This window comes from Achromobacter sp. D7-1 (genome assembly GCF_059760445.1).
Window position 1 is genome coordinate 1 of record NZ_JCBAMT010000078.1, and the last position, 23,523, is coordinate 23,523.

22 protein-coding genes are annotated in these 23,523 nt (G+C 67.2%); 8 read left to right on the forward strand and 14 right to left on the reverse strand.

The window, feature by feature from the left end:
* Positions 1 to 26: 26 nt before the first annotated feature.
* The 3 genes from AC6LKD_RS25715 to AC6LKD_RS25725 all read right to left on the reverse strand — a co-directional run bounded on the left by AC6LKD_RS25715 (position 27) and on the right by AC6LKD_RS25725 (position 3,161).
* Positions 27 to 983: a 2-hydroxyacid dehydrogenase gene (locus AC6LKD_RS25715; RefSeq protein ID WP_013394794.1), complete on the reverse strand. Its 957-nt coding sequence runs from the start codon at positions 981 to 983 to the stop codon at positions 27 to 29.
* Between the two features lie 103 nt (positions 984 to 1,086).
* Positions 1,087 to 2,073: a Bug family tripartite tricarboxylate transporter substrate binding protein gene (locus AC6LKD_RS25720; RefSeq protein WP_013394793.1), complete on the reverse strand. Its 987-nt coding sequence runs from the start codon at positions 2,071 to 2,073 to the stop codon at positions 1,087 to 1,089.
* Positions 2,074 to 2,147: 74 nt separating this feature from the next.
* Positions 2,148 to 3,161: a tripartite tricarboxylate transporter substrate binding protein gene (locus AC6LKD_RS25725; protein ID WP_498117833.1), complete on the reverse strand. Its 1,014-nt coding sequence runs from the start codon at positions 3,159 to 3,161 to the stop codon at positions 2,148 to 2,150.
* 225 nt (positions 3,162 to 3,386) lie between these two features.
* On the opposite strand from AC6LKD_RS25725, the gene AC6LKD_RS25730 reads away from it, so the two are divergent.
* The 6 genes from AC6LKD_RS25730 (at position 3,387) to garL (ending at position 10,043) form a co-directional block, all read left to right on the forward strand.
* Positions 3,387 to 4,316 carry a dihydrodipicolinate synthase family protein gene (locus AC6LKD_RS25730; RefSeq protein ID WP_013394791.1) on the forward strand — a complete coding sequence of 310 codons (930 nt, stop codon included), beginning with the start codon at positions 3,387 to 3,389 and terminating at the stop codon, positions 4,314 to 4,316.
* A gap of 89 nt (positions 4,317 to 4,405) precedes the next feature.
* Positions 4,406 to 5,179: a FadR/GntR family transcriptional regulator gene (locus AC6LKD_RS25735; protein WP_013394790.1), complete on the forward strand. Its 774-nt coding sequence runs from the start codon at positions 4,406 to 4,408 to the stop codon at positions 5,177 to 5,179.
* Positions 5,180 to 5,228: 49 nt separating this feature from the next.
* Positions 5,229 to 6,341 (forward strand): Ldh family oxidoreductase, encoded by a 1,113-nt coding sequence (locus AC6LKD_RS25740; RefSeq protein WP_498117834.1) that lies wholly within the window; start codon positions 5,229 to 5,231, stop codon positions 6,339 to 6,341.
* Between the two features lie 47 nt (positions 6,342 to 6,388).
* Positions 6,389 to 8,134 carry an L-arabinonate dehydratase gene (gene araD / locus AC6LKD_RS25745; protein ID WP_013394788.1) on the forward strand — a complete coding sequence of 582 codons (1,746 nt, stop codon included), beginning with the start codon at positions 6,389 to 6,391 and terminating at the stop codon, positions 8,132 to 8,134.
* A 47-nt stretch (positions 8,135 to 8,181) separates the two neighbouring features.
* The gene (locus AC6LKD_RS25750; RefSeq protein ID WP_492275384.1) at positions 8,182 to 9,177 is read left to right on the forward strand and encodes a Bug family tripartite tricarboxylate transporter substrate binding protein; all 996 of its coding nucleotides are present in this window, start codon (positions 8,182 to 8,184) and stop codon (positions 9,175 to 9,177) included.
* A gap of 98 nt (positions 9,178 to 9,275) precedes the next feature.
* On the forward strand, positions 9,276 to 10,043 hold the full coding sequence (gene garL / locus AC6LKD_RS25755) for a 2-dehydro-3-deoxyglucarate aldolase (RefSeq protein ID WP_041655817.1): 768 nt from the start codon (positions 9,276 to 9,278) through the stop codon (positions 10,041 to 10,043).
* A gap of 6 nt (positions 10,044 to 10,049) precedes the next feature.
* Here the strand turns inward: garL and lysA are convergent, their stop codons facing one another.
* Entirely contained in the window at positions 10,050 to 11,285 is a 1,236-nt protein-coding gene (gene lysA, locus AC6LKD_RS25760) for a diaminopimelate decarboxylase (protein WP_498117835.1), read from the reverse strand.
* A 116-nt stretch (positions 11,286 to 11,401) separates the two neighbouring features.
* On the opposite strand from lysA, the gene AC6LKD_RS25765 reads away from it, so the two are divergent.
* Positions 11,402 to 12,355: a LysR family transcriptional regulator gene (locus AC6LKD_RS25765; RefSeq protein ID WP_498117836.1), complete on the forward strand. Its 954-nt coding sequence runs from the start codon at positions 11,402 to 11,404 to the stop codon at positions 12,353 to 12,355.
* Here AC6LKD_RS25765 and AC6LKD_RS25770 read toward each other — a convergent pair.
* From AC6LKD_RS25770 to AC6LKD_RS25780, 3 genes are read right to left on the reverse strand one after another with little or no spacing between them, the layout of a single operon-like run.
* Positions 12,313 to 13,212 carry a catalase family protein gene (locus tag AC6LKD_RS25770; protein WP_498117837.1) on the reverse strand — a complete coding sequence of 300 codons (900 nt, stop codon included), beginning with the start codon at positions 13,210 to 13,212 and terminating at the stop codon, positions 12,313 to 12,315. The genes AC6LKD_RS25765 and AC6LKD_RS25770 overlap by 43 nt on opposite strands.
* 42 nt (positions 13,213 to 13,254) lie before the next feature.
* Positions 13,255 to 14,727 carry an aldehyde dehydrogenase family protein gene (locus AC6LKD_RS25775; protein ID WP_498117838.1) on the reverse strand — a complete coding sequence of 491 codons (1,473 nt, stop codon included), beginning with the start codon at positions 14,725 to 14,727 and terminating at the stop codon, positions 13,255 to 13,257.
* Positions 14,724 to 16,295: a GMC family oxidoreductase gene (locus AC6LKD_RS25780; RefSeq protein WP_498117839.1), complete on the reverse strand. Its 1,572-nt coding sequence runs from the start codon at positions 16,293 to 16,295 to the stop codon at positions 14,724 to 14,726. The genes AC6LKD_RS25775 and AC6LKD_RS25780 overlap by 4 nt, the downstream gene beginning before the upstream one ends.
* A 176-nt stretch (positions 16,296 to 16,471) precedes the next feature.
* Here AC6LKD_RS25780 and AC6LKD_RS25785 point away from each other — a divergent pair, with 176 nt between their 5' ends.
* Positions 16,472 to 17,380: a LysR family transcriptional regulator gene (locus tag AC6LKD_RS25785; protein ID WP_498117840.1), complete on the forward strand. Its 909-nt coding sequence runs from the start codon at positions 16,472 to 16,474 to the stop codon at positions 17,378 to 17,380.
* A gap of 133 nt (positions 17,381 to 17,513) precedes the next feature.
* On the opposite strand, the gene rpsT is transcribed toward AC6LKD_RS25785, so the two are convergent.
* The 7 genes from rpsT to AC6LKD_RS25820 form a co-directional block, all read right to left on the reverse strand.
* Complete coding sequence (gene rpsT / locus AC6LKD_RS25790) at positions 17,514 to 17,777, reverse strand: 30S ribosomal protein S20 (protein ID WP_006396042.1); 264 nt, start codon at positions 17,775 to 17,777, stop codon at positions 17,514 to 17,516.
* A 263-nt stretch (positions 17,778 to 18,040) separates the two neighbouring features.
* Positions 18,041 to 19,021 (reverse strand): FecR domain-containing protein, encoded by a 981-nt coding sequence (locus AC6LKD_RS25795; RefSeq protein ID WP_013394778.1) that lies wholly within the window; start codon positions 19,019 to 19,021, stop codon positions 18,041 to 18,043.
* Between the two features lie 191 nt (positions 19,022 to 19,212).
* Positions 19,213 to 20,772, reverse strand: coding sequence for a murein biosynthesis integral membrane protein MurJ (murJ, locus tag AC6LKD_RS25800; RefSeq protein ID WP_492275391.1), 1,560 nt, complete (start codon positions 20,770 to 20,772; stop codon positions 19,213 to 19,215).
* A 111-nt stretch (positions 20,773 to 20,883) separates the two neighbouring features.
* Positions 20,884 to 21,642: a 3-hydroxyacyl-CoA dehydrogenase gene (locus AC6LKD_RS25805; RefSeq protein WP_088141370.1), complete on the reverse strand. Its 759-nt coding sequence runs from the start codon at positions 21,640 to 21,642 to the stop codon at positions 20,884 to 20,886.
* 133 nt (positions 21,643 to 21,775) lie between these two features.
* Positions 21,776 to 22,432 carry an adenylate kinase gene (gene adk, locus AC6LKD_RS25810; protein WP_332015819.1) on the reverse strand — a complete coding sequence of 219 codons (657 nt, stop codon included), beginning with the start codon at positions 22,430 to 22,432 and terminating at the stop codon, positions 21,776 to 21,778.
* A gap of 91 nt (positions 22,433 to 22,523) precedes the next feature.
* The gene (gene kdsB / locus AC6LKD_RS25815) at positions 22,524 to 23,288 is read right to left on the reverse strand and encodes a 3-deoxy-manno-octulosonate cytidylyltransferase (RefSeq protein ID WP_498117841.1); all 765 of its coding nucleotides are present in this window, start codon (positions 23,286 to 23,288) and stop codon (positions 22,524 to 22,526) included.
* An 11-nt stretch (positions 23,289 to 23,299) separates the two neighbouring features.
* Entirely contained in the window at positions 23,300 to 23,482 is a 183-nt protein-coding gene (locus AC6LKD_RS25820; RefSeq protein WP_013394773.1) for a Trm112 family protein, read from the reverse strand.
* Between the last annotated feature and the right edge of the window lie 41 nt (positions 23,483 to 23,523).

Genomic DNA, 23,523 nt, shown 5'->3' on the forward strand with positions numbered 1-23,523 from the left:
GGCCGGGGCCGCGGCGGATGGCGGGCTTACTCGGCCGGCGTGATCACGCGGCCGGTTTCGAAGAACGCTTGCAGGTTTTCCAGCATCAGGTTCTCCATGGCCATGCGGGTTTCCAGCGTGGCGCTGCCGATATGCGGCAGCAGCACCGCCTTGTCGGTCTTGAGCAGCGCCTCGGGCACCTTGGGCTCGTGCTCGAACACGTCGAGCGCGGCGCAGCCCAGCTTGCCCGCTTCCAGGGCCGCGACCAGCGCGGTTTCGTCGATGACGGGGCCGCGCGCGATGTTGACGATGATGCCCGTGGGGCCCAGCGCTTCCAGCACTTCGCGGTTCACCAGATGGCGCGTGCTGGGACCGCCGACGGTGGCCACGATGAGGAAGTCGGCCCACTTGGCCAGATCGGTGAGCGAGGCCTCGTAGCCGTACTCGACGTCATCGCGCTTGCGGCGGTTGTGGTAGCGCACGTCCATGTCGAAGCCCATGCCGCGGCGGGCGATGGCCTCGCCGATGCGGCCCAGGCCGACGATGCCCAGCTTTTTGCCGCTGACGCGCAGGCCCAGCGGAATGCCGCCATGCACCTGGCCCCATTGGCCCGCGCGCACGAAGCGTTCGCCCTGGCCCATGTGGCGCGCGCCCGCAATCAGCAGGCCCCAGGCCAGATCGGCGACGCAGTCGGTCAGCACGTCGGGGGTGTTGCTGACCTGCACGCCGCGCTGCTTGGCGGCCTGGACGTCGATGGTCTCGTAGCCCACGCCCCAGCTGCAGATGGCCTTGAGGTCGGGCAGGGCGTTGATGAGTTCGGCGTTGGCGCCGAAGGTGGCGGAGGTGACGACGGCGGTGATGCCCTTGCCATGCTCGGCCAGCGCCGCCTTGCGGTCCGGGTACTTCCATAGTTCGACGACGTCGTAGCGGTCCGCGAGCGTCTTGTTGGCGTAGGGGGAACCGGCCAGCGAGCCGACCTGGATGATGCGATGCTTGGTGGTCATGTTGTCGTACAGGTGGGTGGCAAAACGTTGATGCTACTTGATCCGGCCTTGAACCAGGCTGACAGGATGCCCGCCAGGGGCACCCTGCAGTCTGATCGCGGCCTCACTCGAGCTGGATATTGGCTTTCTGGATGACGTCCTTCCAGCGCTTGACCTCGGCCTGCTGGAACGCCGTGAACTGCTGCGGCGTGTTGGCCACGACCTCGAAGCCCAGGCCTTGCAGGGTCTTTTCGGTCTGGGGATCGCGCAGCGCGGTCTGCAACGCCTTGGACAATTGCTGGACGACGGGCGCGGGCGTGCCCTTGGGCACCGCGAAGCCCTGCCAGGAATACACCACCATGTCCTTGATGCCGGCCTCGGCCAGCGTGGGCACGTCCGGCAGGTCGGCGGCGCGGGCGTCGCCCGTGATGGCCAGCGCCTTGAGCTTGCCGGCCTTGATGTGGGTCTGGACCGCGCCCAGGTTCTGGAACGACACGTTGACCTGCCCGCCGATCAGGTCGGCGATGGCCGCGCCGCCGCCGCGGTAGGGCACGTCCACGCCCGTGCTCTGGGTGCGCTGGCGGAACAGCACGGCCGACAGGTGGTCCGACGAGCCCGTGCCCGAGGAGGCATAGGACACCTTGCCCGGATTTTTCTTCGCGTACTCGATCAGTTCGGCGACGGTGCTGGCCGGAAATGCGGGAGCGGCCACCAGCACGTTGGGATTGCGCACCGCCTGGGTCAGGTATTCGAAATCCTTGCTGGGGTTGTACGACAGGTTCTTGTACAGCGCTTCGTTGATGGCGAAGGTGCCGATGGAGCCGACCATCATGGTGTAGCCGTCGGGCGTGGAGCGGGCCAGCGCCTGCGCGCCGATGGCGCTGTTGGCGCCGGGCTTGTTCTCGACCACGAAGGTCTGTCCCAGGATCTTCGTCAACCCTGGCGTGACCGAGCGCGCGGTGATGTCGGAAGATCCGCCTGGCACGAAGGGCACGATCATCGTGACGGGTTTGTCGGGATAGCCGGCGGCCTGCGCTGCGGGCGTCCCGAGCAGCACGGCGCCCGCGGCGACGGCGGCTGCCATGGCCGCGGCGCTCATCAGTTTGTTCATGGTGTCTCCTGGTTCGCGTGCTGATGAAGAGCCCGCCGCCCACGCGTTGCGGACGGGCCCGGATCGGCTTGGGGTCAGTCGACCTTGGCGCCGGATTTCTTCACGACCTCCGCCCATTTGGCGGACTCCTGCGCCATGAACTGTTTGAATTGGGCCGGCGTGTTGCCGGAAGGCGTGGCGCCCTGTGCCTGCAACTGGGCGCGCACCGATTCCAGCTTGAGGGCGGCGGCCACGTCGCGCTGGATCTTGTCGACCACCGCCTGCGGCGTGCCGGCGGGCGCCAGCAGACCGAACCAGCTGGACGCGTCATAGCCCTGCACGCCGGCCTCGGCCATGGTGGGCACGTCGGGCAGGGCGGGCGAGCGCTGGGCGCTGGTGACGGCCAGCGGGCGCAGCTTGCCGCTCTTGAGAAAGCCCATGGAGGACGGCAGGTTGTCGAAGATCAGATCGGCGGAACCGGCCATCACGTCGGTCAGCGCCGGGCTGCTGCCCTTGTAGGGGACGTGGGTCATGCGCGTGCCCGTCATGTTCTGGAACAGCTCGCCCGACAGATGGGTGGAAGTGCCGTTGCCGGTGGACGCCATGTTGACGCTGCCCGGATTGGCCTTCAGGTACTTGATCAGGTCGGCCACCGTGCGGATGCCGTGCTTGTCGGCGAAGCCGGGGTTGAGCTCCAGGATGTTGGGCACCGGGATCACCAGCGTCACCGGCACGAAGTCCTTGACGGGGTCGTAGGGCAGCTTGGCATAGACGGACTGGTTGATGGCATGGGTGCTGACGGTGCCCATCAGCAGGGTGTAGCCGTCTGGCGCGGCGCGCGCGGCTTCGGCCGTGCCGACGTTGCCGCCGGCGCCCGCCTTGTTGTCCACCACCACGGCCTTGTTCCAGGTCTTGCCCAGTTCGGCCGCGACGATGCGCGCCGCGATGTCGGTGGTGCCGCCGGCCGGGAAAGGCACGATGATCTTGACGTCGCGCTCGGGGTAGCCGGCCAGCGCCGGCGCGGCCGGCAATAGCAAGGCGGCTGCCGTCAGGACGGCGGTAGACAGGGCGGACAGGACAGACCGGCCTCGCGCAGGGGCTGCATGCATGGAACTCGTCTCCTCGGTGTGCGCGTGGCCGCGCATCGTTTCTGGGGGTATTCCGCCCCTGGCATGGCCCGAGGCTTTGAAGCCGCATGGCACCCCGCGGCGCCCTGCGTTTTGCTGCCTGACTACTTGTAAAACAAATATATGTATTGAGCTTGTGCTTGTCAACCAAGTATACTTTTTTGAACCCCTACACCCGATAGCTGGATCAGCCAGGAGCCCCCGCCCATGAAAACCTCCCCGGTCACCGCGCAGGATTTGCAGCGTTCGGTCATTGCCGTGCCGCCATTGGCGCGCCACGACGATCTTTCGCTGAACGAGGCGGCCAACAAGGCCTTGCTCGGCCATCTGGAAGCGGGCGGCGTGCGCAACGTGATGTATGGCGGCAATGCCAATTTCTATAACGTGGGCGTGGGCGAGTACGCGCGCATCGTCGACATGCTGGCCGGACTGGCGGGTGCGGACACCTGGATCCTGCCTTCGGTGGGGCCCGACTACGGCAAGATGATGGATCAGGCGGCGATCCTGCGGACACGCGCCTTTCCCACGGCCATGCTGCTGCCCATGTCCTTTCCCTATACGGACGCGGGATTGGCCGAAGGCGTGCGCCGCTTCACGGACGCGCTGGGCAAGCCTGCGGTGATCTACATCAAGTCGTCCGGCTACCTGGCGCCGGAAAGCGCCGCGCGCCTGATCGAAGAGGGCCGCATCGTGGCCTTCAAGTACGCCGTGGTCCGCGACGACCCGTCGCAGGACACGTATCTGTCGTCGCTGCTGCAGGCGGTGGACGCGCGCTGGGTCGTCAGCGGCATCGGCGAGCGCCCGGCCATTGTGCACTACCGCGATTTCGGCCTGAAGAGCTTTACCTCGGGCTCGGTTTGCGTGGCGCCGCGAGGCTCGATGCGCCTGTTGCATCTGCTGCGCGACGGCCGCTACGACGAAGCCGAAGCCGTGCGCCAGCAGTACCTGGGCCTGGAGGATTGCCGCGACAGCATCAGCCCCATCCGCGTGCTGCACGATGCCGTGACGCTGTCGGGCGTGGCGGACATGGGGCCGATGCTGCCCTTGCTGACCGGCATATCCGCCGCCGAACGCGAGCGCGTGGCGCCGGTGGCGCGGGCCCTGGCGGCCTGGGACCGGGAGGCGGCCGCCGCGTGAACCCGCAAGCGGGCCGGGGCGCGCGCATTGACGGTACGATGAGCGCTGTCCCGCCATTGCGGACTGCGCCATAGCATCGAGGAGGTTTCGTGGCCCGACCCAAAGCAACACCGGCGCCTGCGCCGCAGGCGCCCGCCGAATCCGACGCCGCGGGTGCGCTGGTGCTCGAACGCGGGCATCGGGTCCGCCTGGCTGACCAGCTCTACGGCCAGATCTTCGAGCAGATCGTGTCCGGCGGACTGAACGTGGGCGACAAGCTGCCTTCCGAGAACGAGATCTCCGAACGCTTCGGCGTGTCGCGGCCGGTGGTGCGCGAGGCGCTGCTGCGGCTGCGCGCCGACGGCCTGATCACCGCGCACCAGGGGCTGGGCACCTTCGTCAGCCACGCGCCCGCGCCGCGCCTTAAGACCTTCAACGACGTGCAGAACGTCAGCGCCTATCTGCGGGCCCAGGAGGTGCGGGTGGCGCTGGAGGGCGACGCCGCGCGCCTGGCGGCGCTGCGCCGCACCGACGAGCAGCTCAGGAAGATCGCGGACGCGCACGCGGCCTTTGCCGACAGCCTGGCGCGCGGCCAAGTGTCGGCTGAGGCCGACCTGGCGTTCCATGCCAGCATCGCCGAAGCCAGCGGCAACGACTTCTATCTGGGCGTGCTGGAGAGCATCCACGAATCCATCAGCGGCTTCATGCGCCTGACCCTGAACCTGACCCGCACCGGTTCGCGCCAGCGCGCGCAGCGCGTGGTGGACGAGCACGCCGCGATCCTGGACGCGATCCGCGAACAGGACAGCGAACGCGCCCGCGTCGCCATGCAGTTCCATCTGGGCCAGGCCCGCCACCGGCTGGTGGACCGCGAGCGCGATTGATCTTCGCCGCCCGCCCGCCGCGACCGAACCAGAACCACAGGAGACCAGAGTGCCAGGGAACGGAGTCATAGCGGCGGACGTGCCGGTGGAGCAGGTCCGCGAGCAGATCCTGCAGGTATTGATGGCATGGGGCATGGCGCAGGATCTGGCGCACATCACCGCGGGCCTGATGGCGCGCACCGACCTGCTGGGCATCGATTCGCACGGCATCTCCATGCTGCCGGCCTACGAGGACAAGCTGCGCGCCGGCACCCTGAGGCTGGACGCCAGGCCGCGGATCCTGCGCGACGGCGGCGCCAGCGCGCTGATCGACGGCATGGGCGGCCTGGGCTATCCGGTGGCGGCGCAGGCGATGAACCTGGCCGTGGACAAGGCGCTGGAGCATGGCGTGGGCGCCGTGTCGGTTCGTAATTCGCATCACTTCGGCGCGGCTGGCGTCTATGCGCGCATGGCGGTCGAGCGCGGCGTGGTCGGACTGGTGACCAGCAGCGCCAACGGCGTCATCATGGTGCCCACGCGCGGCGCCATGCCCATGCTGGGCACCAACCCCATCGCCTTCGGCGCGCCGGCCGCCTACAACGAGCCCTTTCTGCTGGACATGGCGACTACCACCGTGGCCGCCAACAAGGTCAAGGTCTATGACTTCCTGGATCAGCCGCTGCCACCGGGCTGGGCGGTCGACGGGCAGGGCGGGGCGGTCACCGATGCGGCCGCCGCCATGCAATTCATCTTCAAGCATCCCGAGGGCGGCCTGACCCCCTTGGGCGGCACCGCCGCCATGAGCAGCCACAAGGGTTACGGCCTGGCGATGATGGCGCAGATCCTGGGCGGCACGCTCAGCGGCAGCGCCTTCGCCGCGCGCCGCGCCCCGACTCGCCGTCCGGGCGAGCCCGACGACGTGGGCCATTTCTTCCTGGCCCTGAACCCCGACGCGTTCCGCGCGGCCGGTTCGTTCGAGTCCGACATGGACGACATGATCGACGCCATGCACGATACGCCGCCCGCCAATCCGGACGAACCGGTGCTGGTGGCGGGCGAGCCCGAAGCCGCCGAGCGCGCGCGCCGGCTGCGCGAGGGCATCCCCATACCCGCCGCGCTGGCCGAGCGCCTGCGCGCCATCTGCGAGCGCGCCGGCACGCCTTATCTGCTGGACACGGCGTGATTCCATCTTCCCTATAAACCCTTGCCCAAGAGCACAGGAACAGAGACATGAGCAATTCAGACAAGCGCAAGAAACCCGAAGAACTGCGCAGCCACCGCTGGTATGGCGTGCGCGACCTGCGCTCGTTCGGCCACCGGTCGCGCACCGCGCAGATGGGCTATCACCGCTCGGACTACGCCGGCAAACCGGTGATCGCCATCATCAATACCTGGAGCGACATCAACCCCTGTCACAGCCACTTCAAGCAGCGCGTCGAAGAGGTCAAGCGCGGCATCTGGCAGGCAGGCGGCTTCCCGGTGGAAATGCCGGCCATGAGCTTGTCGGAACCTTTCCAAAAGCCCACCACCATGCTCTACCGCAATCTGTTGGCGATGGAGACGGAAGAACTGCTGCGCTCGTATCCCGCGGACGGCTGTGTGCTGATGGGCGGCTGCGACAAGACCACGCCGGCGTTGCTGATGGGCGCGGTGTCCATGGACCTGCCCACCATCTTCATGCCGGCCGGCCCCATGCTGCGCGGCAACTGGAACGGCAACACTCTGGGTTCGGGCTCGGACACCTGGAAGTACTGGGCCGAGCTGCGCGCCGGCAACATCACCGAGGAAGACTGGCAGGGCGTGGAGGACGGCATCGCCCGCTCGCCCGGCCACTGCATGACCATGGGCACCGCGTCCACCATGACGGGCGCGGTCGAGGCGCTGGGCTTGTGCCTGTCGGGGGCCTCGTCGATTCCCGCACCGGACTCGCGCCACGCGCAGATGGCCAGCCTGACCGGCAAGCGCATCGTCGAGATGGTGTGGGAAGACCTGAAGCCGTCCGACCTGCTGACCGCCGCGTCCTTCGACAATGCCGTGCGCACGGTGCTGGCGCTGTCGGGCTCGACCAATTCGGTGGTGCACCTGATCGCCATGGCGCGCCGCAGCGGCTTCGGGCTGGACCTGGACCGCTTCGACCATCTGGCGCGCACCACGCCGGTGCTGGCCAACTTGCGGCCGGCGGGCAAGTACCTGATGGAAGACTTCTATTACGCGGGCGGCCTGCGCGCGATGCTGGTGCAGCTGGGCGACCTGCTGGACACCACGCAGCGCACCGTGGACGGCCGCACGCTGGGCGAAAACATCGCCGGCGCGCGCATCTTCAACGAAGACGTGATCCGGCCGCGCGCGCAGGCGTTGATCGAACGCGACGGGCTGGCGGTGCTGCGCGGCAATCTGGCGCCCGACGGCGCGGTGATCAAGCCGCCCGCCATGGAGGCGCAGCTGCAGGTGCACACGGGCCGCGCGGTGGTCTTCAAGGACTACAACGATATGGCCGCGCGCATCGACGATCCAGACCTGGACGTGGATGCCGACAGCGTCATCGTGCTGCAGAACGCCGGGCCGCAGGGCGCGCCCGGCATGCCGGAGTGGGGCCAGCTGCCGATTCCGCAAAAACTCTTGAAGCAGGGCGTGCGCGATATGGTGCGCATTTCGGACGCGCGCATGAGCGGCACCAGCTACGGCGCCTGTGTGCTGCACGTGGCGCCCGAGGCCTATGTGGGCGGCCCGCTGGCGCTGGTGCAGGACGGCGACCGCATCACGCTGGATGTGCCGGCGCGGCGTCTGGAATTGCTGGTGTCCGACGAGGAACTGGCCGCGCGCCGCGCCGCCTGGCAGGCGCCGCCGCCGCGTTTCGAGCGCGGCTACGGCGTGTTGTACCTCAAGCACATCGGCCAGGCCGACACGGGCTGCGATTTCGATTTTCTTCAGACCGAGACGCGCGCTCCGGCCGCGGGCGAGCCTGAAATCCACTGACCCGGACACCGGGCGCACATACTAAAAAACCCAAAGAGGAGACAACCATGCAACAGAACAAACCGGCGGCGCGCGCACGCCTGGCCATCCTGGCGGCCGCGGGGGCGCTGGCCATGCTGCCCGGCATGCTGATGGCGCAGGGCGCGGCCTGGCCCACCAAGCAACTCAAGCTGGTGGTGCCGTTTCCCGCGGGCGGCAGCACCGATTCGGTGGGCCGCCTGCTGGCGGCCGAGCTGTCCAAGGAACTGGGCCAGACCGTGGTGGTGGAAAACAAGGGCGGCGCCAACGGCAATATCGGCTCCGACATGGTGGCCAAGGCGGAGCCTGACGGCTACACGCTGCTGCTGTCGGGCGTCGGCTCCAACGCCATCAGCTACGCGATCTACCAGAACATGCCGTACCGCAATAGCGACTTCGCGCATATCTCGTTGCTGGCGACCGGCCCAAACGTGTTGGTGGCCAACAACGACTTTCCGGGCAAGACCTTCGCGGACTTCATCAAGCTGGCTCGCGAGAACCCGGGCAAGTACACGCATGCGAGTTCGGGCAGCGGTTCCTCCGGCCACCTGGCCATGGAAATGCTGAAGCAGGACGCCAAGATCGACTTGGTGCACGTGCCCTACAAGGGCGGTGCTGCCGCCATCACCGACACCATCGGAGGCCGGGTCTCGGTACTGTTCCTGAACCAGGACGCGCTGTTGCCGCAAGTCACCTCGGGCAAGCTGCGCGCGCTGGCCGTGGCCAGCGCCAAGCGCAACCCTGCCTACCCCGACACGCCCACCGTGGCGGAATCCGGTTATCCGGGCTTTTCGGCCGAGTCCTGGTTCGGTTTGTCGGCCCCCGCGAAGACGCCGCCCGCCGTGATCCAGCGCCTGAACCAGGCAACGGTGAAGGCCTTGTCCTCGCCCGACATCCGGCAGAAGCTGGAGAGCGTGGGCTTCGTGGTGGTGGCGGACGACCCCAAGTCGTTTTCGGCCTTCGTGGATAACGAGATCGCCAAGTGGGGCAAGGCGGCCAAGGCGTCGGGCGCGAAGATGGACTGAATGCCTGGACTACTTGCGTGGCTTGAGTCCACGGATCGAATGCACGGCCAGGCCCGCGGGCCTGGATCCACCTGTTTTTTTATGAAGCGTAGATGGCAATGAACTCACCCTTACCCAACCGTTTCCGGCAACGCATCCTGGCGCGCGAGCGGCTCATCGGATTCTGGATGTGCATGTCCAGCCACATCACGGCCGAGCTCGTGGGGCTGGCCAACTTCGACTGGCTGCTGCTGGACGGCGAGCACTCGCCCAACGAAGTGCCGATGTTCCTGCAGCAGCTACAGGCCTTGCAGGGCAGCGCCAGCGCCGCCGTGGGCCGGCCGTCGTGGAACGATCCGGTGGAGATCAAGCGGCTGCTGGATATCGGCTTCTACAACCTGTTGATTCCATTCATCGAATCGGAAGAGGACGCGCGGCGCGCGGTGGCCGCCACGCGCTATCCGCCGCAGGGCATGCGCGGCGTGGCGGGCGCGCAGCGCAGCAACCGCTACGGCACGGTGCCGGACTATCTGCACACCATCAACGACAACATCTGCGTGCTGCTGCAGATCGAAAGCCGTCCGGGCATAGACGCGGTCGATGAGATCGCCTCGGTGGAAGGCGTGGACGGCGTGTTCATCGGGCCGTCCGACTTGGCCGCGGCGCTGGGCCATATCGGCAATCCGGGCCATCCTGAAGTCCAGGAGGCCATCCGCCACCTGTACCAGCGGGTGTCGGCGCAAGGCAAGGCGGTGGGCATCCTGGCGCCGGTGCATGCGGATGCGCGGCGCTACCTGGACATGGGCATGCACTTCGTGGCGGTGGGCACCGACCTGGGCGTGTTCAAGCAGGCGACCTTCGCCTTGCGCGAGGCGTTTCCGACCTGAGGAGCCTCAGACGTCTTCCAGCGCCAGCAATTCACCTATCGTCTGGCGGCGGCGGATCAGCCGGGCGGCGCCGTTGTCCAGCAGCACTTCCGGCGCCAGCGGCCGGCTGTTGTAGTTCGAGGACATCGACGAACCATAGGCGCCCGCGTCGTGGAACACCAGGAAATCGCCGATGCGCGGCTGCGGCAGCAGTTGGTCGGACACGACGCCGCCCGCGTCCTGCGTGAACACGTCGCCCGATTCGCACAGCGGGCCAGCCACGGCGATGCGGGTTTCGGCCGCTCCCTGCGGCTGGCTGCCGTCGGGCGCGTGCACCGAAATGCGGTGGTAGCTGCCGTACATGGCCGGGCGCATCAGATCGTTGAAGCCGGCGTCGACCAGCGCGAAGTCGCGTTCCGGGCGGCGGTTGATCGAATGCACTTCCGACACCAGCGCGCCGGCCTCGGCGACCAGGAAGCGGCCCGGTTCGATCTCCAGGCGGATCTCATGGCCCAGGCGCTCGGCGATGCGCTGGCGCGCCGCGTCCCATTGCTCGAAGTAGTGGTCGCAGTCGATGCGGGCATCGCCTTCGCGGTAGGGGATGGACAGGCCGCCGCCCGCGGAAATGGCCTCGATGTCGTGGTCCAGCGAGGCCACCACGTCGACCATGGCGTCGCAGACGCTGGACAGGTGGGCGTAATCCACGCCCGAGCCGATATGCATGTGGATGCCGACCAGCTTCAGGCCGTGGCGGCGCACGATGGCCATGGCTTCGGCCACGTCGCCGATCCAGATGCCGTGCTTGCTTTGCGGTCCGCCGGTGTTGGTCTTGTTGCTATGGCCATGGCCGAAGCCCGGGTTGATGCGCAGCCAGACGCGATGGCCGGGCGAGGCCTGGCCGACGCGGGCCAGCATGTCCAGGGAGCCAGCGTTGACGGTGATGCCGTGCTTGAGCACGGCGGCCAGCGTGGCGTGGTCGATCAGGTCCGCGGTGAAGACGATGCCTTCCGGTTCGCCCTGGGGCTGGAAGCCGGCGGCCAGGCTGCGCTCGATCTCGCCCAGCGAGACCGCGTCCACCACCGCGCCTTCGGCGCGCATCAGGCGCAGGATGTGCAGGTTGGAGCAGGCCTTTTGCGCATAGCGGATGGTGTCGAAGCGGCGCAATTGCGCAATGCGTTCACGGATGACGGCGGCGTCGTACACCCAGAGCGGCGTGCCGTGTTCGGCGGCGAGTTGGGTGAGTTGGCGCGGATCGAAGGCCATGGCGGGCGAAACCTTGTTTGTGGAGGTGAATACAAGGCGGCATGATGCCTGCCTTCGGTCATCCAGTAAAATGCTTATATTTCCTTCATCGATTCATTCCTGATATGGGTGGGGCCATGCTGACGCACCGGCAAGTCGAAGTCTTCCGCGCGGTCATGATTGCCGGCAGCGTGACCAAGGCGGCCGAACTGCTGGGTTCGTCCCAGCCGACCGTGAGCCGGGAACTGGCGCGCATGGAGCAGGGCATAGGCTTCACGCTGTTCGACCGGGTGGCGGGGCGGCTGCGGCCCACCATGCCGGGCCTGGCGCTGTTCGACGAGGTCCGCCAGTCCTATGCCGGCCTGGAGCGGGTGGCCTCGGCCGCCGCGCGCCTGCGGGCCTACCAGGGCGGGCAGCTGGCGGTGATCGCCTTGCCGGTCTTCTCTCATTCCATCCTGCCGGACGCGTTCCGGCGCTTCAACGAGCGTCACCCCGGGGTCAGTCTGGCGCTGGAGACGCAGGAATCGCCCTTCCTGGAGGAATGGCTGAGCGCCCAGCGCTATGACCTGGGCCTGACCGAGCACGACGCAGCGCCGGCCGGCACGCGGGTGGAGTTGCTGTTGCAGGTGGACGAGGTCTGCGTGCTGCCCGACGGCCATGCGCTGCTGGGCAAGCAGCGCATGGAATTGGCTGATTTCGAAGGCCATGCGTTCGTCAGCCTGTCTTCCAGCGATCCCTACCGGATTCAGCTCGATGAAGCCTTTGCCGAAGCCGGCGTGCTGCGGCGCTCCATCGTCGAGACGACCACCGCCGTGTCCGTCTGCGCCTTCGTGCGCCAGGGCCTCGGCCTGGCCATCGTGAATCCGCTGACGGCGCTGGATTTCGTCGGCCGGGGGTTGCATATCCGTCCCTTGACGCGTTCGTTTCCGTTCCGGGTCAGCGTGGTGTTTCCGGAGCATCGGCCGGGCAATCCGCTGGTGGGCGCGCTGATGGCGTCACTGCGCGAGGCGGCAGAGGCAGCCCGGAGCCGCCTGGCGTCAGGCCTGGATCAGGGAACGCCGCGCAGTCGGCGCTCTGCCGCCAGCCGGTAGGCCTGCAAGCGCGCCTTCAGCAGCGGGTCGCCCGCGAACTCGATGCCGGCAGGCAGGATGGAAGGGTCGAACACCAGGGCGCGTTGCGCGTCCTGATCTGGCGCGATGCGCTCCAGCATCAGGTATCCCAGGAGCGTCGAACTGCCGTGTCCTGGCCAGGCCGTGGACAGGTCGTCCGTCGCGCCTTGTGCCGGCGCCGGGGTGAATGCCAGTTCCAGCGCCACCGGGCCCGCCTCCATGGCATGGCGCAGGGCCTCGTTCATACAGTTCCGGCCGGCCAGGGCCTTGTGCGCCCCGTCGGCGTTCCTGCCCCGGATCGTCAACCTGCCGGTTCGCGTCTGGCCATCCGCGGCCGTCAGGCGATAGGCATGAAGCATGTGATAGCTGCGCGAGGCATAGCCCGTGGGCAGGGCGTCGTGCCGCAGTTGGTCGAAGCGCTGCGCTGGGGGATTGGCCGCCAGGTGGGCTTGCAGCGATCCGGGGGCCGTGTGCTGCGTGTTCAATGCCTGTATGAAGGCAAGAAACGTTTGCGGGTCTTGCGCGGGGAAGCCTTCGAGCGAGTGGCCGACGAGCACCAACTGGGAATCCTGCCCGATGCGCACGGCCAGGCCGCGCGGTTCGGCTTGCGGACTGTCCTGGCGAATCCGCGGGTCGGGGCCGGAGTCCGAGAACCGGGCGATGAGTGGCAGCTCCACGTCGTCGAACATGGGCGAAGCGCAAAATTGCGCTGCCAGGGGCACGCCGAGGAACCTGCCTTCCACAAGCAGTCCGCGCGCGTGATTGACACGACAGCCTGGCGGGACCTCCGCGCCCGCATGGAGCGCGTCGATCAGCTTTGCGGCGATGGAATCCGGCATGGGAGTCTCCTTTTTTCTAATGGATGTTCTGGCTCGCCGGCGCTACCCGAGGCCAGGTTTGAGCGCGATGTGCTTGTACTCGATGAAGTCCTCCAGCGCGGCCAGACCGTTCAGGCGTCCGAGTCCGGACTGTTTGAAGCCGCCTTCCTCGGTGTTGTCGTAGACCTTGGCCCAGTCGTTGATCCACACCGAGCCCGCGTCGATGGCCTGGGCGACGCGCAGCGACCGATCGACGTCGCGGGTCCAGACGCTGGCGGCCAAACCGTATTCGCTGTCGTTGGCCAGGCGTATGGCTTCGGTCTCGTCGGCAAAGCGCTGGATCGTCAGCACCGGGCCGAAGGTTTCTTGCTGGACGATGGCGAGGCTGTTGTCGGACACTTCCAGCAAGGTGGGGCGGAAGAAGGCGCCGCTGGCCAAAGGGCCCGTGTTCACGGGGCCGCCGCGCTCGACGACGCTGGCGCCGGCCGCGATCGCAAGGTCGACCGCATGGTCGACGCGTTCGACATTGGCGCGGTCGATCAAGGGCCCCATGTCGCTGGTCGGATCGGCTGCCGGCCCGACCTTGACCTTGCGCAGCCGGTTGGCGAGTCCGTCCCGTACTGCTGCATAGATGCCGTCCTGCACCAGCAAGCGGGAGCCGGTCATGCAGAACTGGCCGCTGAAGACAGTGAGCGCTTTTTCCAGCACGGGCAGTGCGCCGTGCACGTCCGCGTCATCGAACAGAATCATGGGCGTCTTGCCGCCCAGTTCCATGCCGAAGCGCTTCAAGTGCCTGGCGCCGGCGCCGCTGATCGCGCGGCCGGTGCGGGTGGATCCGGTGAAGCTGATGACGGGAACCTCGGGCGAGTCCACGAGATAGGCGGAGCCCTCGGACCCGCTTTCGAAGAACAGGTTGATCACGCCGTCCGGCAGGTCCTCGGCTTCGGCCATGACCTCGGCCATGAAGCTGGCGGTTTGCGCCACCTGGCCGGGCAGCTTGATGACCGCGGTGCATCCCGCCGCCAGCGCTGGCGCGAGCGACCGTATGGTCAGCACCGCCGGCGAATTCCAGGGCGCGATCACGCCCGCCACGCCCATGGGCTGGCGCAGGATCATGGAGATGCTGCCGGGCCTGGGCGTGAGCGCCCGGCCGCTTTCGAGCAGGGCCGCGGCGGCCGCGTAGCGCAGCTTGCTGGGAATCATGTCGAGCTCGAAACCGGCTTCGCCCTTGATCTTGCCGTTTTCGAGCGAAAGGATGTCCAGCAGCCGCTGGCGGTTGCGTTCGAAGGCGCGCGCCACTTGCTCTAGCACGCGGGCGCGCAGTTCGTGGTCGTGCGCCCAAGAGCTTGCGCGGAAGGCCCGCGCGGCCGCGGCGACGGCCGATCTCGCTGCCATCAGGCCGTTGTCGGGATAGTGGCCGATGACGTTGTAGGTGGCGGGGTCGATCGATTCCTTCAAAGGACCTTCGGAGCGCTGGACGCCGCCGATCCAGTTGTAGGCCTTGCGGGTCCAGGCGATGCTTGCGGTGTCGTTCACGATTTGGCCTCCGTATTCCTGAGCCAGTGGCTGACGCGCTCGGCCAGCATGACCACCGTGGGGTTGGTGGCGACCGAGGGCACATCAGGAAAGCTGGAGGCGTCCGCGACCCGCAGGTCGGCGATGCCGCGGACGCGGCCTTGGTAGTCCGTCACTGCGGCCGGATCGCCGTCGCCGCCCATGGGCGCGGTCGAGGTGGGGTGATGGTAGATATCGAGCGCTTTGGGCAGGGCCGCTTCCAGCGCCGCGGCGTCGGCCGCGTCCGGGCCGGGCACGAGTTCCTGCGCGATGATCTCGGACAGCGGACCTTGGCTCGCCATTTGGCGGATCAGTTGGATGCCCTCGACCATCAGTTCCCGGTCGCGCACTGTCCCGAGGATGTTGAGGTCGATGAGCGGCGCTGTGCGGGCATCGCGGTCCAGCAGCTTGAGCGTACCGGTGGACGTGGGGCGGGTCAGCGCCAGGGCCAGCATGAAGATGGCGCCGGTGGGGGATTCCGCGGGATCGCCATAGTGCACGGCGCTGACCTGCAGATCGCCGTCGCCCGGTCCGGCTTGGGATGATTGCGTCCACAGGATGGCGCCCACCGGCGGGATGGGCAGCCCCAGGCGTTCGGGATGCGCGGCCCAGATCGTGAAGAAGAAGGGATGCTCCTGCAGGCGTTGGCCGACGGGAAGATCGGCCACGACGGGGATACCCAATGCCTCGAGGTCGGCCGCTGGCCCGATGCCGGAGCGCAGCAGAATGGCCGCCGATCCGTATGTGCCGGCGGACAGCACGATCTCGCCGGCCGCGATCCGCTCGCCTTCGGCCAGGATCACGGCCTGGGCCCGGCCGCCTTCGATCTCGATGCGGTCCGCCAGCGTTTCGCTGCGGATCGTCAGATTGGGGCGCGCGCGCACCGCGTCCGAGAGATAGATCATGCCCGTATTCAGCCGCTGTCCCATGCGGTTGTTCATGGGATAGGGGCCGACACCGAATGGCGCGTCGCCGTTGAAATCCTCGACCCGGGGATGGCCGGCCATCTGGGCCGAGGCCAGGAATGCCCGCTGCATGTCGGAGATTTCGTCGTCCTGCAACTGGTGCACCGGTTCCGGGCCGGAGCGGCCATGGCATTGGTCGGCGCCCGAGGCTGTCCATTCGCTGCCACGAAAAAACGGCAGCACGTCGGCGATGGACCAATGCGGCAGGCCGGCACGGGTCCATCGCGCGAAGTCTGCGGCGGGCGCCCGCATCCAGACGCCGGCATTCACGGCCGAAGAGCCGCCCAGCACCTTGCCCCGCGGAACCGGGAACGATTTTCCGCCCCAGCCCGGCAGGGATGAATATCCCCAGTCGTGTCCGGCATCGCCGCCGATGATGTTCTGGGCGCGGACGGCATCGGGATAGGCATGGGGCGGGTAGGCCCGGCCGGCCTCGAGCAGCAGCACGCGGCGCGACGCGTCTTCGCTCAGGCGGCTGGCCAGCACGGCGCCCGCTGACCCGCCTCCAACCACGATGACGTCGAAGGCGGCGTTCTTATCTTCTGATTTTTCTGATCCCGGAGGGTGACGCAGTCCTATTTTCATAGCGGCCTCGATCAAAAAATTCCAGCTTGTGTCAGGATTGGCGGTTTGAATGAACGCACGGAAGACCGATCGGATCAGGCAGGTGCGGCCGCTTCATCAGTCGTTCATTTGGGTGCATCATTCATCCGTACCGTCTCAGACAGAAGATGGGTGGCCGTCTCTAGACTCGCGAACATATGTCCGGAATCTTCTCGATAGAATCGTTCAGTGGGTTGGTCGCTTTCGCGGCCACGGTGGAATCCGGCAGTTTTGCCGCAGCCGGGCGCAAGCTGGGCCTGTCCGCATCCGCGGCGGGCAAGGCGGTCGAACGGCTCGAACTCAGATTGGGCGTGCGGCTATTGCATCGCACCACCCGCTCGCTGGGCCCAACCGGCGAGGGCGAGGTTCTCTATCGTCATGTCGCCAAGATCCTGAAGGACCTGCAGGAGGCGGAGCGGGAACTGCACCTGGTGCAGAATGCGCCGCGTGGCCGTCTCAAGATCAGCGTTCCCACTGTCATGGGCCGCCGGATCGTGTTGCCGGCGCTCAGCGAATTTCACCTGAGCTTCCCCGAGGTCCTGGTCGATATCAACCTCGACGACCTGATCGTCGACGTGATCGAGGACGGCTACGACCTGGCGCTGCGGCTGGGCGAATTGGCGGATTCCGGGCTGCAGGCCCGCCGGATCGGACCGCATGGCTTCACGACTTGCGCCTCGCCGGCATACCTGGCGCAGCGCGGCACGCCGCGGACGCCGGCGGATCTCAGCGGACATTGCTGTATCTATTACCGGTTTCCGACCACCGGCAGGCCGGAAACTTGGGCGTTCAAGGGCGAGCAGCGGGACAAGCCGCTTAAGCCTTCCGGCATATTGAACGATGGCGAGGCCCTGGCTTCCGCGGCGATCAGCGGACTGGGGATCGTGCAGGTGCCGAACTACCTGGTAAAGGACGATGTGGAGGCGGGGCGGCTCACGCCGGTGCTCGAGGACTACACGGATAGCCGCGGCAGCGTTTCGCTGCTATGGGCGCCCCGCTCGGCTGAGGTCGCCCGGGTGCGCGCTTTCATTGATTTCTTCGCCGAGCGGATCGCGGTGCAACTGTAGCGGTGTCAGCCGGCGATTGCCGCTATGGTATAGGCGCCGTTACGGCGGCCGGGAACGCAAAAAAGGATGCCCAGGGGCATCCTTTTTCATTTGCCGTATTCGTGACGCCCTGAAAACAGGGCGGCAGAATGGCTTAGGCCAGCGCCTTGATGGCGGCAGCCAGGCGGCTCTTGTGGCGAGCGGCCTTGTTCTTGTGGATGATGTTCTTGTCGGCCACGCGATCGATCACGCTGGAGGCCTTCTGGAACACTTCGCCAGCCGCAGCCTTGTCGCCAGCGGCGATGGATTGGCGAACGCGCTTGATGGCGGTGCGCAGCATCGAGCGCAGGCTGGAATTGTGCTTGTTGCGCTCAACGGATTGGCGAGCGCGCTTGCGGGCTTGGGCGGTATTGGCCATGTTGCTATATAAGTTGAATTCGGCAAAGTCGAACATTGTAGCAAGTCCCTGCGGGATTGCAAGCTTTTAATGTCTGATCGACCGAGGGAGCGCCCGTCAACCGGGCGGGGGCGCTGCGGGAAAAATTCCCCGGGCTGGAGAGCCCTTGCGGATGGTCCTCATGTAAAGCCTTGAGGAAAATCCGTGGCGCCTACTGGATAAAAACACCGTAACTAGTATACAACGAAGCCGCCCTCGAGAGCGGAACGCCGGGCGCGGCGTTGTCAGGTAGCGACGTTGATGGAGACGAACCAAGGGGTGAAGCGGCGGACGTGGATAGGCATGATGTCGCGCAGCGTGTCCAGCGCGGCGTCGGTGTCGTCCAACGGGAAGTGGCCGGACACCGGCAGGCCGCCAGCGGCCATGGAAACGCGCAGGGTGCCGCTGCGGTAGGGGCGCAGCGCCGCGATCACTTCGGCCAGGGGGCGGCCCCGGGCTTCGACCCAACCGGCTTCCCAGGCGGCCTCGGCCATCAGTTCGGCGCGCGGGGTGTCCATGCGTGCCGCGTCGAAGCGGGCGCCGGTGCCGGCCCGGACGGTGCCGTGACCGCCGGACATGGTTTCGACTTCGACCTCGTGTTCATGCACCACCACCAGGGTGCGCTGGGCCTGTTGGCGCACCATGTAGCGGGTGCCCAGGGCGCGGACCGTGCCTTCGGCCGTCTGGACCAGGAAGGGGCGGCGCGAGTCGGGAGCCACCGACACCGTCACGGCGCCATCCAGCAGCCGGACCTGGCGGTAGGCGGGGGTGAAGTCCAGGTTGACCCGGCTGCGGGCGTCCAGCAGCAACTGGCTGCCGTCGGACAGCACATAGCGGCGGCGTTCGCCAGTGGCCGTGGCGGCATCTGCGGCGACGTTGCCCAGGGGATAGAAGGCGTTGCCCACGTAAGCCGCACAGGCGCCCGTACCGGCGAGCGCCAGCGCGCCGGCCAGGAAGCGGCGGCGTGGAGGGGCGATGACGGGGCCCGGGCCGGGGCCGGGAGGGGCGGCGTGTGGCGCGATGGCAGGGCCGGCGGTGGCGTAACCTGCGGGATAGGCATCGCCAAGCCGGCCGAACGTCGAGCCTTCAAGCGAGCCGGTCAGCTGCTGCCAGGCGTTTTCATGGGCTGGGTCGGCAGCGCGCCACGCCAGGAAGTCGTTATAGTCCTGTGCGGTCGCCTTGCCGGAGCGCAATAACAGCAGCCAATTGATTACCTGGTCCGCCATGGGTTGTCCTTGGGCGTACTTCACTTCATGTCCCCACAGTGCTTCAAGGGGGATCCTTTCGATGGCAATTTGTAAATAATAAAGGTTTTTTACCAAAGATTACCGGCTGATTGTCAATTCTTGACGAATCTAATGCAAAAAAGCCGGTACAAGACCGGCTTTTGAGGGGTATATAGGCAGATTGTCCGAACTTAACGCGACGGACGTCGGCCGAAGTCCCTAGGGCGGAAGCCAAACAGTAACAACATTCCGAAGTAGACCGCTCCACTGGCCGCCAGCACCCCGGCCAACCAGGCTACCCGCTGTCCGGAGTGGGCCTGCAGGGCTATCCAGTCGATGCGCCCGTCCGCATACCAGAGCAGGGCCGCCAGCGCCGCCAGCGCGGGCAGCAGGCGTAGCGCGAACGCGGTCCAGCCGGGACCGGGCTGATAGACGCCGCGGCGGCGCAGTCCGATCAGCAACGCCAGCGCGTTCAGGCAGGCGCCCAGGCCGATGGCCAGGGCCAGTCCGGCATGTGCCATCAGGGGCACCAGCACCAGGTTCATCAGCTGCGTGGTGATCAGCACGCCGATGGCTATCTTTACCGGCGTGCGGATGTCTTGTTTGGCGTAGAAGCCGGGCGCCAGGATCTTCACGGCCAGCAGGCCGATCAGACCGGCGGAATAGGAAATGACCGCCAGGCGGGTTTGGGTCACGTCCTGGGCGGCGAAGGCGCCATAGTGGAACAGCGTTGCAACCAGCCCATCGGACAGCAACGCCATGCCCACCGCGGCCGGCAGGCCCAGCAGCAGTACCAGGCGCAGGCCCCAGTCCAGCAGCCCGCTGTAGCCGCCGTGGTCGTCGCGGGCATGGGCCGCGGACAGGCTGGGCAGCAGCACCGTCCCCAGCGCCACGCCCAGAAGAGCAGTTGGAAATTCCATCAGGCGGTCGGCGAAGGATAGCCAGGTCACGCTGCCCGGCGTCAGCCAGGTGGCGATGTTGGTGTTGATCAGCAGCGAGATCTGCGCGACCGAGACGCCCAGGGTGGCGGGCGCCATCTGTTTGAGGATGCGTTGTACCGTGGGGTCGCCCCAGGCTTCGCGGAACCGCAGCGTAAAGCGGGGCGTCAGGCCGAGCCGCGCCAGCGCAATCCATTGCACGGCCAGTTGCGCTACGCCGCCAATCATGACGCCGATGGCCAGCGCGTAGACCGGTACGTCCATGCGCGGCGCCAGCCAGATGCAGGCGGCGATCATGGCCAGGTTGAGCAGCACGGGCGTGAAGGCCGGCACGGCGAAGCGGCGCCAGGTATTGAGCACGCCCGAGGCGAAGGCGATCAGCGACATGCAGAAGATGTAGGGGAACATCATCCGCGTCATCCAGACCGCCGCGCCGAATTCGGTATCGCGGTCCGCCCCGCGCAGGCCGCTGGCCATGGCGGACACGACCCAGGGCGCGGCGACGATGCCGATCAGCGTGATGAACATCAGCGCCGCCGTCAGCAGCAGGGCGACCCGGTCCAGCAGGGTGCGGACCTCGGCTTCGGAACGGTTGTTGCGCGCCGCGCCCAGGATGGGCACGAAGGCCTGGGCGAAAGCGCCTTCGGCGAACAGGCGCCGCAGCAGATTGGGGATGCGGAAGGCGACCCAGAAAGCGTCGGTGATGGGGCCGGCGCCAAAGGCGCGGGCCACCAGGATGTCGCGGATCAGGCCGGAAATGCGGGACAGCAGGGTGAAGCTGCTGACCGTGGCCGCCGAACGAAACAGGCTCATGGATAGGACTACTGAAAAAAAAAAGGGCCGGTCCGGCCCGGCGAGGCTGCGCGCAAGCGCGAGACGCCCAATGAAAACAGGCCCACCTGGTGGGCCTGTCTTTGTACTACATCACTTCGGCGGCATGCGGATGGCGCCGTCGAGGCGGATGGTTTCGCCGTTCAGCATGTCGTTGGTGATGATGCTGTGGACCAGCTTGGCGTAGTCTTCCGGGCGGCCCAGGCGGGCGGGGAAGGGGATGCTGGCGGCCAGGGAGTCCTGCACTTCCTGCGGCATGCCGAAGATCATGGGCGTGCCGAAGATGCCGGGGGCGATGGTCATGCAGCGGATGCCGGTCTTGGACAGGTCGCGCGCGATGGGCAGGGTCATGCCGGCCACGCCCGCCTTGGAAGCGGCGTAGGCGGCCTGGCCGATCTGGCCGTCGAAGGCGGCGACGGAGGCGGTGTTGATCATCACGCCGCGTTCGCCGGTGGGTTCGGGCGCGTTGGCGCTCATGGCCTCGGCGGCCAGGCGCATCATGTTGAAGCTGCCGATCAGGTTGATCGACACGACCTTCTGGAACAGTTCCAGCGGATGCGCGCCGTTCTTGCCGACGATCTTGGCGGCGGGCGCGACGCCGGCGCAGTTCACCAGGCCGAACAGCGTGCCCAGTTCGAGCGCGGCCGCCACGGCGTTCTTGCCGTCGGCTTCCTGGGTCACGTCGCAGTGCACGTAGCGCTGGCCCAGTTCCTTGGCCAGGGCCGAGCCCGGCTCGTCCTGCACGTCGGCGATAACGACCTTGGCGCCGTTTTCGACCAGCATGCGCACCGTGCCGGCGCCCAGTCCGGACGCGCCGCCCGTGACGATGAATACCTTGTTCGCGATTTCCATGTGTCTACCACCAGTGAGTTCTAGGGATGAAAGCGGCGCGGCAGGCGCCGGATATGACTAGGCCTTCGGGGCCGGCCGGACGCGATGCGTTCCGGAGCCGGCGCCGAAGGCCTGTGAGCCATCGAGGCGCCGATCAGCCTTGGACGGCTGCGTACAGGCGCGCCTTGATTTCTTCGACCGCGCCGACGCCGGAGATCTTGCGGTACTTCGGCGCATCGGCGGGATTCTGCTGCGCCCAGGACGAGTAGTAGTCGACCAGGGGGCGGGTCTGTTCGCGGTACACCGACAGGCGGTTGCGCACGGTGTCCTCGCGGTCGTCGTCGCGCTGGATCAGTTCTTCGCCGGTGACGTCGTCACGGCCTTCGACCTTGGGCGGGTTGAAGCGCACGTGGTAGCTGCGGCCACTGGGCTGGTGCACGCGGCGCCCGCTCATGCGTTCGATGATGTCCTCTTCGGGGACTTCGATTTCCACCACGTAATCCAGCTTGACGCCGGCGCTCTTGAGCGCGTCGGCCTGCGGGATGGTACGGGGGAAGCCGTCGAACAGGTAGCCGTTGGCGCAGTCGGGCTGCTGCAGGCGGTCCTGCACCAGGCCGATGATGATCTCGTCGGAAACCAGACCGCCGGCATCCATGACCTTTTTGGCTTCAATGCCCAACGGCGTGCCCGCTTTGACCGCGGCGCGCAGCATGTCGCCGGTGGAGATCTGGGGAATGCCGAAGTGTTGGGTGAGAAACGCGGCCTGGGTGCCTTTGCCGGCGCCGGGAGGTCCGAGCAAGATGAGACGCATGAGTGCTCCTGAAGGGGTGTATTTTTTGTGATCCGGGGAATTATGCCGCAATGCAGCAGCCGATGCGGAGCCGCGCCATAGGAAATAACCCTTATATCTGCTTGCTGTAGACCGCTCGGACGCGTTCCAGGTCTGCCGGGGTATCTACGCCTGCGGCAGGAGGGTGGGACGCCCGATGGACGACGATGACATGGCCGTGTTCCATGGCCCGCAGCTGTTCCAGCGATTCGAAGCGTTCCAGCGCGCCCTGCGGCAAGCGCGGGTAGCGGCGCAGGAATGACACCCGATAGGCATACAGGCCGACGTGGTGCCAGGCGGGCAGGCCTTCAGCCAGGATACGTTCGCCCGAGGCCAGCGCGTCGCGCGCCCAGGGGATCGGGGCGCGGGAAAAGTACAGCGCGCGGTCGTCCGCGGCGCAGACCAGCTTCACCACATTGGGATTGAACAGCGCGTCGGCGTCGGCCAGGGGGCAGGCGCAGGTGGCGATGTCGGCCGCGGGGCTGGCTTGCAGCTTGGCCGCGACGGCGTCGATCAGTTCGGGTTCGATCAGCGGCTCGTCGCCCTGCACGTTGACCACGATGGCGTCGTCGGGCAGGCCCAGTTGCTCCACGGCTTCGGCCAGGCGATCGGTGCCAGTCGGGTGATCGGCACGGGTCATCAGCGCTTGCAGCCCATGCGCCTGGACCGCCTGCTGGACGCGGAGGTCGTCCGTGGCCACATAGACGCGGGCAGCGCCGGACAGCGCCGCGCGCTCGGCGGTGCGCACGACCATGGGCTTGCCGGCGATGTCGGCCAACGGCTTGTCGGGCAGCCGGGTCGAGGCGGTGCGCGCCGGGATCAGGGCGATGAAGCTCATGCGGCGGCGGTTCAGGGGGCAGCGGGGGCGTCGTCCAGCGCGCGGGCTTCCGATTCCAGCATGACGGGGATGCCGTCGCGCACGGGGAAGGCCAGGCGGTCGGCGCGGCAGACCAGTTCGGCTTGCTGCCGGTCGTGTTCGAGGCGGCCCTTGCACAGCGGGCAGACGAGGATGTCGAGTAGGCGGGATTCCATGACCGGAATTCTAAAACAGTTTGCCTGGGGCCGGACCGGCT

Bases quoted from the DNA above. Each gene is read 5' to 3' on its own strand.
- AC6LKD_RS25715 (WP_013394794.1), bottom strand. From the start codon at position 983: ATGACCACCAAGCATCGCATCATCCAGGTCGGCTCGCTGGCCGGTTCC.
- AC6LKD_RS25720 (WP_013394793.1), bottom strand. From the start codon at position 2,073: ATGAACAAACTGATGAGCGCCGCGGCCATGGCAGCCGCCGTCGCCGCG.
- AC6LKD_RS25725 (WP_498117833.1), bottom strand. From the start codon at position 3,161: ATGCATGCAGCCCCTGCGCGAGGCCGGTCTGTCCTGTCCGCCCTGTCT.
- AC6LKD_RS25730 (WP_013394791.1), top strand. From the start codon at position 3,387: ATGAAAACCTCCCCGGTCACCGCGCAGGATTTGCAGCGTTCGGTCATT.
- araD (WP_013394788.1), top strand. From the start codon at position 6,389: ATGAGCAATTCAGACAAGCGCAAGAAACCCGAAGAACTGCGCAGCCAC.
- AC6LKD_RS25750 (WP_492275384.1), top strand. From the start codon at position 8,182: ATGCAACAGAACAAACCGGCGGCGCGCGCACGCCTGGCCATCCTGGCG.
- garL (WP_041655817.1), top strand. From the start codon at position 9,276: ATGAACTCACCCTTACCCAACCGTTTCCGGCAACGCATCCTGGCGCGC.
- lysA (WP_498117835.1), bottom strand. From the start codon at position 11,285: ATGGCCTTCGATCCGCGCCAACTCACCCAACTCGCCGCCGAACACGGC.
- AC6LKD_RS25765 (WP_498117836.1), top strand. From the start codon at position 11,402: ATGCTGACGCACCGGCAAGTCGAAGTCTTCCGCGCGGTCATGATTGCC.
- AC6LKD_RS25770 (WP_498117837.1), bottom strand. From the start codon at position 13,212: ATGCCGGATTCCATCGCCGCAAAGCTGATCGACGCGCTCCATGCGGGC.
- AC6LKD_RS25780 (WP_498117839.1), bottom strand. From the start codon at position 16,295: ATGAAAATAGGACTGCGTCACCCTCCGGGATCAGAAAAATCAGAAGAT.
- AC6LKD_RS25785 (WP_498117840.1), top strand. From the start codon at position 16,472: ATGTCCGGAATCTTCTCGATAGAATCGTTCAGTGGGTTGGTCGCTTTC.
- rpsT (WP_006396042.1), bottom strand. From the start codon at position 17,777: ATGGCCAATACCGCCCAAGCCCGCAAGCGCGCTCGCCAATCCGTTGAG.
- AC6LKD_RS25795 (WP_013394778.1), bottom strand. From the start codon at position 19,021: ATGGCGGACCAGGTAATCAATTGGCTGCTGTTATTGCGCTCCGGCAAG.
- murJ (WP_492275391.1), bottom strand. From the start codon at position 20,772: ATGAGCCTGTTTCGTTCGGCGGCCACGGTCAGCAGCTTCACCCTGCTG.
- AC6LKD_RS25805 (WP_088141370.1), bottom strand. From the start codon at position 21,642: ATGGAAATCGCGAACAAGGTATTCATCGTCACGGGCGGCGCGTCCGGA.
- adk (WP_332015819.1), bottom strand. From the start codon at position 22,432: ATGCGTCTCATCTTGCTCGGACCTCCCGGCGCCGGCAAAGGCACCCAG.
- kdsB (WP_498117841.1), bottom strand. From the start codon at position 23,288: ATGAGCTTCATCGCCCTGATCCCGGCGCGCACCGCCTCGACCCGGCTG.
- AC6LKD_RS25820 (WP_013394773.1), bottom strand. From the start codon at position 23,482: ATGGAATCCCGCCTACTCGACATCCTCGTCTGCCCGCTGTGCAAGGGC.